This is a genomic window from Proteiniphilum saccharofermentans, assembly GCF_900095135.1.
Lineage (GTDB): Bacteria > Bacteroidota > Bacteroidia > Bacteroidales > Dysgonomonadaceae > Proteiniphilum > Proteiniphilum saccharofermentans.
This window is the reverse complement of sequence record NZ_LT605205.1, coordinates 4,375,419-4,388,221: the sequence shown is the minus strand read 5'-3', so window position 1 is coordinate 4,388,221 and position 12,803 is coordinate 4,375,419. Positions and strand designations below refer to the sequence as shown.

The 12,803-nt window shown below is 43.0% G+C and carries 12 protein-coding genes; 8 read left to right on the top strand and 4 right to left on the bottom strand.

All coding sequences use genetic code 11. The features are described from left to right. Window positions 1-68 precede the first annotated feature (68 nt). Both PSM36_RS17090 and PSM36_RS17085 read left to right on the top strand, forming a co-directional pair. On the top strand, window positions 69-410 hold the full coding sequence (locus PSM36_RS17090) for a type II toxin-antitoxin system RelE/ParE family toxin (RefSeq protein WP_076931928.1): 342 nt from the start codon (window positions 69-71) through the stop codon (window positions 408-410). Beyond that, window positions 382-687, top strand: a complete 306-nt coding sequence (locus PSM36_RS17085; protein ID WP_076931927.1) for a helix-turn-helix domain-containing protein — start codon at window positions 382-384, stop codon at window positions 685-687. Before PSM36_RS17090 ends, PSM36_RS17085 begins: the two co-directional genes overlap by 29 nt. Before the next feature lie 8 nt (window positions 688-695). On the opposite strand, the gene PSM36_RS17080 is transcribed toward PSM36_RS17085, so the two are convergent. Further along, on the bottom strand, window positions 696-1,298 hold the full coding sequence (locus PSM36_RS17080) for an RNA polymerase sigma-70 factor (RefSeq protein WP_076931926.1): 603 nt from the start codon (window positions 1,296-1,298) through the stop codon (window positions 696-698). Window positions 1,299-1,633: 335 nt separating this feature from the next. Between PSM36_RS17080 and PSM36_RS17075 the strand changes: the two genes are divergently transcribed. Further along, on the top strand, window positions 1,634-2,110 hold the full coding sequence (locus tag PSM36_RS17075; RefSeq protein ID WP_076931925.1) for a CYTH domain-containing protein: 477 nt from the start codon (window positions 1,634-1,636) through the stop codon (window positions 2,108-2,110). A 1-nt stretch (window position 2,111) separates the two neighbouring features. On the opposite strand, the gene PSM36_RS17070 is transcribed toward PSM36_RS17075, so the two are convergent. Further along, the gene (locus tag PSM36_RS17070) at window positions 2,112-3,131 is read right to left on the bottom strand and encodes a branched-chain amino acid aminotransferase (RefSeq protein WP_076931924.1); all 1,020 of its coding nucleotides are present in this window, start codon (window positions 3,129-3,131) and stop codon (window positions 2,112-2,114) included. Window positions 3,132-3,243: 112 nt separating this feature from the next. Between PSM36_RS17070 and dnaG the strand changes: the two genes are divergently transcribed. The 5 genes from dnaG to PSM36_RS17040 all read left to right on the top strand — a co-directional run bounded on the left by dnaG (window position 3,244) and on the right by PSM36_RS17040 (window position 10,093). Next, complete coding sequence (gene dnaG / locus PSM36_RS17065) at window positions 3,244-5,271, top strand: DNA primase (protein ID WP_076931923.1); 2,028 nt, start codon at window positions 3,244-3,246, stop codon at window positions 5,269-5,271. 121 nt (window positions 5,272-5,392) lie between these two features. Beyond that, window positions 5,393-6,292: an ABC transporter ATP-binding protein gene (locus PSM36_RS17060; RefSeq protein ID WP_076931922.1), complete on the top strand. Its 900-nt coding sequence runs from the start codon at window positions 5,393-5,395 to the stop codon at window positions 6,290-6,292. Window positions 6,293-6,301: 9 nt separating this feature from the next. Next, window positions 6,302-7,612: an ABC transporter permease gene (locus tag PSM36_RS17055; protein WP_076931921.1), complete on the top strand. Its 1,311-nt coding sequence runs from the start codon at window positions 6,302-6,304 to the stop codon at window positions 7,610-7,612. 315 nt (window positions 7,613-7,927) lie between these two features. Then, complete coding sequence (dapF, locus tag PSM36_RS17045) at window positions 7,928-8,752, top strand: diaminopimelate epimerase (RefSeq protein WP_076931919.1); 825 nt, start codon at window positions 7,928-7,930, stop codon at window positions 8,750-8,752. A gap of 132 nt (window positions 8,753-8,884) precedes the next feature. Then, complete coding sequence (locus tag PSM36_RS17040; protein ID WP_076931918.1) at window positions 8,885-10,093, top strand: LL-diaminopimelate aminotransferase; 1,209 nt, start codon at window positions 8,885-8,887, stop codon at window positions 10,091-10,093. Window positions 10,094-10,126: 33 nt separating this feature from the next. Here PSM36_RS17040 and PSM36_RS17035 read toward each other — a convergent pair whose 3' ends face one another. Together PSM36_RS17035 and PSM36_RS17030 are read right to left on the bottom strand one after the other, a co-directional pair. Beyond that, window positions 10,127-11,233, bottom strand: a complete 1,107-nt coding sequence (locus tag PSM36_RS17035; protein WP_083711115.1) for a DUF4185 domain-containing protein — start codon at window positions 11,231-11,233, stop codon at window positions 10,127-10,129. 58 nt (window positions 11,234-11,291) lie between these two features. Beyond that, on the bottom strand, window positions 11,292-12,794 hold the full coding sequence (locus tag PSM36_RS17030) for a RagB/SusD family nutrient uptake outer membrane protein (protein WP_019538229.1): 1,503 nt from the start codon (window positions 12,792-12,794) through the stop codon (window positions 11,292-11,294). Between the last annotated feature and the right edge of the window lie 9 nt (window positions 12,795-12,803).

Below are 12,803 nucleotides of genomic sequence, written 5' to 3'. Positions count from 1 at the left end.
ATTCCGATATGCAATAAAAAACAGCCATAAAAGTTGCAATATATATCAACTTTATATATATTTGTGCCATGAGAAGGAAGATTATTGCTTTTGGGGAGTACTATCATACATTTTTACATTCATTGACCGATAAAGAGCAATTGAAAGTAAAATACGTATTATTATTGCTCGAAACTCAAGATCGATTACCTGTCAAATTTATCAAATATATAAAAGATGATTTGTATGAATTGAGAATAACATATAATGGAAATATATTCCGACTGTTTTTCATTTTTGATGAAGATAAAATAGTTGTCCTTTTCAATGGGTTTCGTAAGAAAACACAAAAAACCCCGAAAGGGGAGATAGAAAAAGCATTAAAAATAAAAAGAGAATATAATGAACAAAAAGGAATTCGAAATACATGACTTAAGTGCTGAACTGGAAAAAGAATTCGGAAAACCCGGTACGCCGGAACGGGCCGAATTCGATGAAAGGGCATATGCCTTTTATACCGGGCAGGTCATTCTGGATGCGCGTAAAAGTGAAAAGATCACCCAGACGGAGCTTGCAAAAAGATTAGGAGTGGATAAATCCTATATTTCTAAAATAGAGAATGGTATTGTTAATCCGAGCGTAGGATTTTTTTACCGTATCATGAATGCTTTGAATTTGAGGATAGAGATCACCCGGCAAGTAGGATAATTTTAAAATTACCACAACACTGCCATTATCTTTTTCATTTGCTTTTTGCGGGGAGAATAGCCCAGATAGAGGGTGATTTCCTCTTCGAGTTTTTTCACGGCTTTATAGAGATGTGTCTCGACGGTTCGGTGTGAAAGGTGGAGAATTTTGGCTGTCTGTCGGGCAGAGAGACCGCTTTCCTTTATCATCTTGAAAACCTGTTTTTGCTGATCGGGCAGGTTTTCGATAAGAGCATGCAGTCTTGCCGACAGTTCCTTGTGTTCCATTCTTGAAAGAGGATTGCTGTCGGCCAATGATTGTTCCGTTATGGGTTGTTCGTCGAGTGGCACGACCTTACTTGAATCCCTTAGAGCGTTCAGGCAACGGTTTTTCACGCTTTTAAAAAGATAGATTTCGGGTGAACCAATGTCGCCAATGCGTTCGTGGTTCATCCAAAGCCAGACGAACAGGTCGGAGACCACCTCACCTGCTTTCCCCGTTTCGCCAAGGTAGCTTTTCGCAAAAAACAAGAGTGACTCGTATTTCAATCGGAATAAACAATTGAACGCCTCTTTATCATCTTCCTTTATGCGGGTGAATAGTTGTTGTATGTCGGGTTCGATCCGTTGCATGCAACGGATTTTAAATAAAGACACCTCAAAAATCAACCATACGTATCCGGGGGTTGAAAATATGTTGTAAAGACTCCACTGTGGAATTTTTCTACAGATACTTGAATCGTTTTACAAATATCATCATTCATAGGGAATAATTCTCTATTTTTGTTCCGGATTCATTGAAAAATAGAATTACGCGCATTGATTTTTTAATCCAACCAAAATCTTAACTATGTTTTTATTTTTTCGTAGCGATTACGGAATTTTAAAAGCATAGTTATTTTTTTGTATTCTCATACACGCAACACTTTCACATTTTCTTTGTTATAACTGTCATATATTTAATGCATATGGGATACGAAATTGAACGCAAGTTTCTTGTCGGGGGTGATTATAAATCACAATCATCCAAAAGTTTTTCTATCAAACAGGGTTATCTTTCCCTTTCCGGAATAAGTGTGATCCGTGTACGGATCAAGGGTGAAAGAGCATTTATCACTATCAAGAGCGCTTTGGCAGAAGGCAAAATCAAACGCCATGAATGGGAATATGAGATTCCTATGGAGGATGCCGAAGAGATGCTTGCGTTATGTGAAAATCCGGTGATTGAAAAAACCAGGTACTTAATTGATTACGGTGGACATCTGTTCGAAGTAGATGAATTCTACGGCGATAACGATGGGTTGGTTATTGCTGAAATCGAACTGGAAGATGAAGAAGAATCGTTTGATCGCCCCGACTGGCTGGGAGATGAGGTGACCGGAAATGTGCGATATTACAATTCGTTCCTGTCCATGCATCCATATAAGGAATGGAGTAGTGAATAAATCACTCCACCACTGTTACCCATCCGTACTTATCAGGTTCGTCGCCATATTGGATGGCACGTAGTTTATGGTATAACTTCTCGCTAACCGGGCCTGCTTTGCCGTCTTTGGAAAAATGGTAACTTCTGTTTTCACTCAAATCGTCGATCCTTAAAATGGGGCTGATTACTGCAGCCGTACCGCAGGCTCCCGCTTCCTCGAAGGTAGCAAGTTCCTCTTCCAAAACCGGGCGGCGTTCTACTTTCATTCCCATATCTTCAGCCAGTTGCATCAGGCTCTTATTGGTGATGGAGGGCAGGATGGATTCCGATTTCGGGGTGATATAGGTATTGTCCTTGATCCCGAAGAAGTTGGCCGGGCCACACTCGTCGATATATTTCTTTTCCCTTGCATCGAGATAAAGCACGGCGGAATAACCCATTTCGTGTGCTTTCTCACCCGAACGCAGGCTGGCGGCATAATTTCCACCCACCTTGTAAGTCCCTGTGCCGAGTGGAGCGGCACGGTCGTATTCACGCATGATGACCATAGGAGTAGGTTTGAAACCTTCTTTAAAGTAAGGACCTACCGGTGTGACAAAAATCAGGAAAGTATATTCTTTGGCCGGTTTTACTCCTACCTGGGCACTGGTACCAATCAGCAGCGGACGGATATACAATGATGCTCCACTCTCGTAAGGCGGTACAAAATGTGCATTTTTCTTCACGGCTAACAGCACCATCTCTTCAAAGCGTTCTACCGGCAGTTCCGCCATCATGATGCCGCGGCAGGAGGATTGCAAACGCAGTGCATTCTCTCTCATCCGGAAAATGCGGATTTTACCGTCTTTCCCGCGGAAAGCCTTTAGCCCTTCAAAGGCTTCCTGTCCATAATGCAGACAGGTAGCTGCCATATGAAGGTTGATATATTCCGATGTTTCCAGTTCGGGATCGCTCCATTTGCCGTCGCGGTAATAACAGCGGACGTTATAGTCGGTTTTCATGTAGCCGAATGATAAATTCGACCAGTCGATTGCATCCATTTTCGTAATATTTAATAGTATTTGAGTTAGACTAAATACCCTACAAATATAGGGCTTTATTTTTGTAATTAGCATTCTTTTACAGGAAAAATTAGTATTTTCGTACTGCCAAATGATCGACCAGATAACTATAGGACGTATTCAGGATGCGGCACAAATTGTAGATGTCGTATCCGATTTTGTCACGCTCCGCCGCCGGGGGGTGAACTATGTGGGTTTGTGCCCGTTCCATGACGACCGTACTCCTTCGTTTTACGTTTCTCCCGCCAAAAATATCTGTAAGTGTTTTGCCTGCGGCGAAGGGGGAACCCCGATACACTTCGTGATGAAGCATGAGCAGCTTTCCTATTACGAAGCACTGAAGTATCTTGCCCGCAAGTACAATATCGAGGTGGTGGAGAAAGAGTTTACCGATGAGGAGAAGCAGGCCCAGAGCGATCGGGACAGTATGTTTATCCTCAATGAGTATGCCCGTGATTATTTTGTAAAGATACTTCATACGCATCCCGAAGGGAAGGCCGTCGGACTTTCCTATTTCCGCGAAAGAGGATTCCGCGACGATATCGTGAAAAAGTTCCAGCTTGGTTACAGCCTGGAGCAACGCGATGCCTTCTCGGTCGAGGCACAGAAAGCCGGATACAAACGCGATTACTTGCTGAAAACAGGATTATCTACCGGTAACGACAATCAACCGCTTTTCGACCGTTTCCGTGGAAGGGTGATTTTTCCTGTCCATACACTTTCGGGGAAGGTAGTCGCTTTTGGTGGTCGTATCCTCAAAAAGGCAGAGAATACGGGGAAGTATGTGAACTCCCCCGAAAGTGAGATTTATTCCAAAAGCAAGGAACTCTACGGAATTTATTTCGCCAAAAATGCCATAGTAAAACAGGACAAATGTTTTCTGGTGGAAGGATATACTGATGTGATCTCTATGCATCAGGCGGGAATTGAAAATGTGGTGGCCTCTTCCGGGACGGCGCTTACCTACGGGCAGATCCGTATGATACACCGTTTCTCCGAGAACATTACTGTCCTCTATGATGGCGATGCGGCGGGGATTAAAGCAGCGCTGAGAGGGATCGACCTGCTGCTGGAAGACGGTATGAATGTGAAAGTAGTACTTCTTCCCGAAGGAGAGGATCCCGATTCGTTTGCAAGAAAGCAGAATGCAGAGGGTTTTCATCAATATATTGCGGAGAATGAGGTCGATTTTATCCGTTTTAAAACACAACTGTTGTTGAAAGAGGTGGGAGATGATCCCGTCAAGCGATCAGGATTGATATCGAGTGTGGTGGAGAGTATCGCGTTAATACCTAATACCATTACCCGTTCTGTTTATATTCAGGAATGCTCCCAACTGTTGAATATACAGGAGCGGGTACTGATTTCGGAGATCAATAAGATACGTCGCCGCAATTACGAAAGGAAGAAGGAACAAAAAGAGAAAGAGCCCGTTTTGCTGCCGGAGCGTGAACCGGAAGATATGCCAATACCCGGGGAAGAGACAAAAAGCAAGGTTTCTTTAAAAAGTCCTTACGAAAAATATGAAAAGGAGATACTACGTTATGTAGTCCGCTATGGTAACAGACCTATTTACCGTAAGTTTGAAAAACAGAAACGGAAACAGGGTAAAGAGGTCATTGAAGAGGATGTGTTGGTAGAAGAGGGGCCGGGTGTAACGGAATTTGTAAAGTTCGACCTGGAGCGTGATAATATCACGTTTACTACTGGCTTGTACAAACGGATTTTTGAAGAAGCTGTGGCGTATATGGAGGATATGGATTTCGATTCCGGTCGTCATTTTCTGTCGCATGTCGATCCGGTTATCAGCAAACTGGCATCGGAGTTGATGAGTGACCGCTATCATCTGAGTAAGATCCATGCGAAGATACTGGGAGAAGAACTCGATGACAAAGATTCCCGACTGTTGGAGGAAAACCTGCTGAATTCCTATGTGCCCCGCGCGACGACAGAACTGAAAAATGCCTATGTCCTGCAACAGATCAAGGAGATAAAAGAGGAGATGCGAAAAAGTAATCCGGATGATTCTCTTTCTCTTATTGTCCGGCTCCAGCAGTTACAGGAGATAAAGAAAATTCTCTCGAAAGAGTTGGGAGAAAGAATTATACTAAAATATTAGACTAAGATGATAGTATGCTTCGCACGATATAGCTTTGCGATAATGGATTCGCCGATAGTTGTATTTCCGGTGATAGTTCGTTTCCCGTGGTAATTAGTAATTGGTAATTAAATTAAAATAGATGTATTTAGAAACCAGTAATGTAGTAAAGCAGTATGCCAATCATCTGGCGCTGGATAAAGTGAGTATTCAGGTTCCCCGTGCTACTGTTTTCGGATTGTTAGGACCGAATGGTGCGGGTAAAACTACGCTTATCCGTATCATTACCCGTATTACTGCCCCTGACAGTGGGGAAGTGATGATCGACGGTCGCCCCTCAAAAGCCGAAGATGTGTACAAAATCGGTTATCTGCCCGAAGAGCGCGGATTATACAAAAAAATGAAAGTAGGGGAGCAGGCTATGTATCTGGCGCAATTAAGGGGATTATCGAAAAAGGATGCCCATCGCGAATTGATGATATGGTTCAAGCGATTCGACATTATGGACTGGTACAATCGTAAGGTAGAGGAATTATCGAAGGGGATGCAGCAGAAAGTACAGTTTATCTCCACCGTAATCCATAATCCTGATCTGTTGATTTTCGACGAACCTTTCAGTGGTTTCGATCCCGTGAATGCGGATATCGTGAAGAGGGAAATGTTACGCCTCAAGGATGAAGGAAAGACCATCATTCTCTCTACACACAATATGGAGTCGGTAGAGGAGTTGTGCGATAATATTGCGCTCATTCATAAGTCGCAGGTAGTGTTGCAGGGAAAAGTGTTCGATATCCGCAAGGAACACCGCCCCAATATCTTCCGTTTCCGGCTGATGGGCAATGAATTCGACCTGGTACATCCTTCTTTCACCTTATTATCGAAGGAGCCTTACCATGAATTTATCGATCTGCGTATACAAAAAGAGGGTGATATCAGCAGTAACGAATTGGTGAAATTAATTCTCGACAGATACGAGGTGGTGAGTTACGATGAAGAACTGCCTACCATGAATGATGTATTCATCCGCACCGTAACAAAATAACAATAAAATATGAACAGATTAGGTTTAGTAATCCAACGAGAATATATCACCAGGGTAAGAAAAAAATCATTTATTATCCTTACGCTTCTTATGCCGGTGCTGATGGTGGCTCTGTCATTAGTCCCCCTGTGGCTTTCCACGCTCAACGACGGTAGTGTGAAGAATGTAGCCGTGATAGACAATACGGGCATCTATGCACCACTATTGAAATCAACTGACGCTTATCAGTTTCAGGTCATAGGTGAATCGGAACACCAGGATCCGGAATCGAGATTGGGAAAGGATCTGTTTGCCATTTTGCAGATTACCGCCGACCTGAACGAAAATCCCCGTTCGGTTTCGCTCACATCCCAGAAACAGGCGCCGCAGGAGTTGCAGTCGATGATCGTGAGGACACTGAATGAGAAGGTAACACAGCAAAAATTGGATGATCTTTCCTCTTCGGGTAATGTAGACAGGGAAGCCATTACGCAGGTGCGCTCCATCGTGGAAGAAGGGTCAAGGGTCTCTTTGCGGACATTACGCCTCGACAGCGGCGGAGGCGTCTCGGAATCCTCTACCGAACTGGCTACCATCATCGGAATGCTGTTCACCATCCTTATCTATATGTTTATATTGATGTATGGCAACATGGTGATGCAGGCGGTGCTGGAAGAGAAGAAAAGTCGGATTGTAGAGGTGATGGTCTCTTCCGTAAAACCGGTCAACCTGCTGGTGGGTAAAGTAGTGGGAATCGGATTGGTCGGAATAACCCAATTGATTATCTGGGGGATATTGATGGGACTCTTCTTCAGCGGACTCTCCTTTTTTATTGCCTCTCCCGGACAGATGGACACTACTATGCCGACCGAAATGGGCAACTTCGATATGGAAGGGATGCTAAATACGGTCATGACTGTCAACTGGTTAGAGATCGGCTTCTATTTCATCCTATTCTTTATCGGAGGCTACATCCTGTATGCTTCTATCTTCGCCATGTTTGCATCAGCTGTCGATAGTGAAGAGGACACAAGCCAGTTTATGACTCCTGTAACGCTCATTATCGTGTTTGCCTTCCTGGCCGGATTCTATAGCGTGAATAATCCCGACGGGCCCCTGGCTTTCTGGGCGTCACTGATTCCATTCAGTTCGCCCATTGTGATGATGGTACGTATTCCGTTTGGAATTCCATTGTGGGAAAAGTTGTTATCAATCGTGCTGCTCTACGGGACATTTATCCTTATCTCTATCCTTGCCGCCAAAATTTACAGGGTAGGTATTTTGATGTACGGTAAGAAGCCATCTATCAAAGAGATGATGAAATGGGTAAAATATAAATAAAACTTTTGATTATTTTTCACATGAAAATAAAACAAAAAGTTGTATTTTTGTCGAATAATCAGCAATTTTCTATTTGAATGGGTTGTTTTATGCGAAATCGTTCAAATATTTACTGAGGAGGATATAGTATTTTGTTTCAGTCGCGATAATGTAGTCCAGATAATAAAGCAGATTACATTTATTGCATATAATCTTAAAACACTTGCCTGATTCTATGGAATCACGCAGGTGTTTTTTGGGATAATAGGGCATCATTATTTCGGGATCCGGTGCCAAACCCTATTTTGATAGAGAATGTAACAAAGTTTCAATCGTATGAAGTTTGAAAAAATGCAAGCCGCAGGTAATGACTACATTTATGTCAACCTGTTCGAAGAACAAGTGGATGATCCTGAAGTATTATCCCGCCGGGTAAGTGATCGTCATTTTGGTGTCGGGAGTGATGGGCTTGTCCTTATCGGACCTGATGAAGAGGGTGATTTTTCGATGAAGATGTATAATGCCGATGGTAGTGAAGGTGCGATGTGCGGTAACGCGGCACGCTGCGTGGGCAAATATCTTTATGAAAGAGGATTGACTACAAAAAAAGAGATTGCCTTAAATACCAAATCGGGGATAAAATATCTTTTGTTGACGGTGAATCCTCAGAACAATAAGGTCGAAAGTGTCCGGATAAATATGGGAAAAGCGATTTTCTCCGATTCGAATTTGGTTACAATTCCTGAGATGGTGAATTATCCCCTGTCGGTGAATGGTAAAGAGTGTCCCATCACCTTTGTCTCAATGGGCAATCCGCATGTAGTCATCTTTATGGACGGTATTGATAAGCTGGATATTGAGAAAATTGGATCACTGATCGAACATCAACCTTTGTTCCCGCAACGGACCAATGTGGAATTTATTGAGGTGATTGACCAAAGCCATCTGAAGATGCGGGTATGGGAGAGAGGAAGTGGCGAGACACTTGCCTGCGGAACCGGAGCATGTGCTTCGTTGGTCGCAGGAGTGATCACAGGCAGGTGCGATACCAAAGCTTCTGTTCAACTCAAAGGAGGAGTACTTGAAATTGAATGGGATAGGGATGACAATCAGGTCTATCTTACCGGTGATGCCCATTTTGTATTCAAAGGCGAAATTTAATGTGCCAATCCCGATAAATCGGGACAAGTAGTGAATAATGTGCCAATTATAAGTGGAAAAAAGTGGAAAGATGTCCAGGTGGTTAGGTTTAACCAATCTTTTTCAATCTCATTCCATCAACAAATCGAATATATGTTTGAAATCAACGAGAACTATCTGCAACTAAATGAAAGTTACCTGTTCAGTACCATAGCTAAAAGAATAGAGAAATTCAGTGCTTCACATCCCGAAGCCGATATTATCCGGTTGGGGATCGGAGACGTGACACTGCCTCTGCCTCCATCTGTTCTCCAAGCCATGCATAATGCAGTGGATGAAATGGGTGTAAAGGAGACTTTTCGCGGCTATGGACCGGAACAGGGATATGCTTTTTTGCGGGAGAAGATCTCGGAGGTCGATTTCAGGCAGAGAGGGATTGATATCTCACCCGGTGAAATTTTTGTAGGTGACGGTTCGAAAAGCGATACGGGTAACATTGGTGATATCCTGGGAGAGGGTAATGTTGTGGCTATCACCAATCCTGTCTATCCTGTCTATCTTGACACCAATATCATGCGCCTTGGTAAATCCTCCCAAATTGTGTTGCTACCTTGTGGAGAGGAGAATGGTTTTCTGCCCGAGATACCTTCGCACCACCTGGACGTGATATACCTCTGTTATCCCAACAACCCTACAGGTACTGTGATGAACAGGGAACAACTCAAACAATGGGTGGATTATGCGTTGGAAAACAGGAGTCTTATTCTGTTTGATGCGGCCTATGAGGCTTTTATCCGGGACAATGAAATACCCCGGAGTATTTATGAAATTGAGGGAGCTGCAGCGTGTGCCATCGAGTTTCGTTCTTTCTCCAAAAATGCCGGATTTACCGGTTTGCGATGTAGCTATACGGTGGTGCCGAAAGTGCTGACAGCAAGATCCGCAGAAGGGAGCAATATATCGCTGAACGGCTTATGGAACCGCCGCCAGTCCACCAAATTCAATGGTACGCCCTATATTGTCCAAAAGGCAGCCGAAGCCGTTTATTCACCGGAGGGCCAACAGGAAGTACGCGAAATGGTTTCTTACTATATGCGTAACGCGGAGATGATCAGGGAAGGACTAACAGAAAAAGGATGGACTTTCTTTGGCGGCAAAGATTCTCCCTATATCTGGCTGAAATGTCCCGGTGGCATGGATTCATGGACATTTTTCGATCGCCTGCTCCAGGAGTGCCATATTGTAGGCACACCCGGCGTAGGATTCGGCTCCAAAGGCGAAGGCTATTTCCGGTTGACCGCCTTCAACAGCCATGAGAGGACTGCCGAGGCGGTACGAAGGATCAAACAATGGGAATATTGAAAATCTTTCCAAACTTAAAGTATTAAACAATACTTATTTCAGTATGGTGTTCATTGATACCCAAAAGAAACGCGGTTTATAAATAGATACATCACTATATAAATCGGGTATATTCTTTGCATTGACACAGTAACTTACTAATAAATTCTCATTCGGATCATATTGGGGATGAGCCATTGCATTATATGTAAATAATGTTGAATCTTCCCCCTCGGGTATAGTATAAATATGCTTTTTATTTGACCACGGTCCTTCAGGTGTATCGGCAGTAAAAGTATAAATTTCGGGCTTAAACCTGTCTTGTGTTAACAGGATGAATTTGTTATTGTGCCTGAAGACACTGAATTGTTCCGAAACAGGGATGTCAATACCCTGTAACGATTTGCTCTCTTTCACGTCGGTTACCCAGTTGTTACCGTCAAAATATTCCCAATCTTGTAACTTATCATTTACCAAGCGGGCCCGGGCTACATGTAAGCCTGCGGTGAAGTCTGCTTGGGGATTTGAACCATACACATAGTAAAGGCCATCGTGTTCGGTGATCCCAAACCCGAAGTGCGCGTCTGTCTGTTCTACAGTCAATAATTCCTGTTTGTCAATTACGGATAAATCCGAAAGACTTAACCGATAATACAGGGTTGAATGCCAGTAAAAATCCCAGGTTCCCGTCCCTGTCTGAACAATAGTGGACATAAATACATGTACGATATTGTTCTTTACAAAACCGTGCATAGGCCAAAGGATGGCCGGATATCCATTTACTTTTTCTGTTTTTAACAATGATTCCGGACTCATGGGGGTACCTCCGGTTATAGTCTGTACTGACTCTCCATCCAGTAGTTGCCATACATTCCCCATAATAAATGGGGATGATTCTGCCCTTTGGTTATCGATGACTTCACCTAAAAATGAATCACCCCATAACCAGAAACTTCTGGTATTATCTATTTGTATGGATATGGCTCCATCACCACCTGTAAGATTATTTTTTCCGGCAGGAAATAAAAATTCCACCATTTGGGTGTCAATAACTATTTCTCCATCATCAAGAGGGGAATCAGATACGTTTTCCTGCCTGTCGGATTGTTGACAGGAAAAAACAAATAGTAAACCGGATAATATAAATAATTGAAATCTCATTTTTGTAATGATTTATGTAACTCGAACAGAAATCCTGTTCCTGTTCGAGTCCTGTTAATTAATACCCTTCATTTTGGGTTAATCTCCCATTAGAAATAATTCTATCGTTATTAGGAATCGGAAATAGAAAGTTGGCTTCCCTTGGAACAACTCCCGGTTTCGCTGTGCCTACCAGCTCTTTTATTTCGTCCAATGTACACATACGCACGAGGTCATGCCAACGATGTCCTTCCATCGCAAATTCCATACGCCTTTCTTCTAAGACAGCTTTTTTAAAGTCTGCGTAATTATCGGCTGGAGTATCACCTAATCCTGCACGCTGACGAACTGCGTTTAATGCATCTTTAGCGGCCTGAGTCGGGTTTTGATTGATTTCATTCAATGCTTCCGCTTTTATCAGGTACATTTCAGCGGTACGCAGATAGGGGAGGGTGGCATTGGATTCATTTCCTTTGGGCTCGGCTATCCTGTCCCAATATTTGCAAAAATAGGGAGCGTCGAATGTTTCCGTGGAGCCGTCAGTATAAGTGAATGATTTGAACAACGTCACGTCACGTCGTTTATCCTCAGGATCAAAAGTACTATATAGATTCTCCGTTGCAGCAACCCATCCCCGGGCATTGTTAGGCCCTCCTTTTTCAGTATCCATCTGAGGCAATAAACGAACCAGAAATTGATTTCCTTTCCACCCCTGACTCAATGAGGCATTGAAATTTACTTCCCATATCCGCTCTCCTTTGAATCGGTTTTCTAATTTAAACAGATCTTCATAAGAGCCCATTGGAAAAGCAGGAATCACCGCATCGGCCTTTTCTACAGCGTTCTGGAGATAAGTGTTATTCTTCTCTTTCTGTCCCAGCGTCAAATATACTCTTGCCAATAAAGCAGAAGCTGATAATGCATATGGACGTCCATAGCCCAAACGATCTTCATACTTCAGGTTCTTTTCGGCAAAATCCAGATCCTCCAGTATTACAGGATAGATTTGGGCTACGGGTGTTCTTGGGATCTGACTCTCCGAAACACTTTCGGTTGGAACTGTATGTAAAGGGACATCTCCGAAGAAACGGGTCAATTCGAAATAGCACAATGCACGGAAGAATTTAGCCTCGGCGATCAACTGATTTTTCTTGATTTCATCCGTAAAGTGAATGGCAGGAACTTTTGCAATTACCGTATTACAGACATTGATGGTTGTATAAAAATCACGCCATAAACAGGCAACCCTGATACTATATGCATCTACTTGAAATTTATCAATAGATTGATAATCAGGGGATGACTGTTTGGATACTGCATTGTCGGACATTAACTCAGGGAGTTCCCAGAAGTCATTGTAAAATAATCCCCCAAAATGATCGCTCCACAAATTAAATGCATCCGCGTCAGAGATCAGGTAACTGTAAATTGCATCCGTAGCGGCAACGGCGTCGGATTCGGTTTTATAAAAATTCTTATCGACTTGGCTTCCTTTCGCTTCTTCATCAAGGAAATCGGAACAAGCAGAAAATATTCCTGTTGATAAAATCCAGATTGACAAGTATAAATATGTTTTTTTCATCGTGGTAGT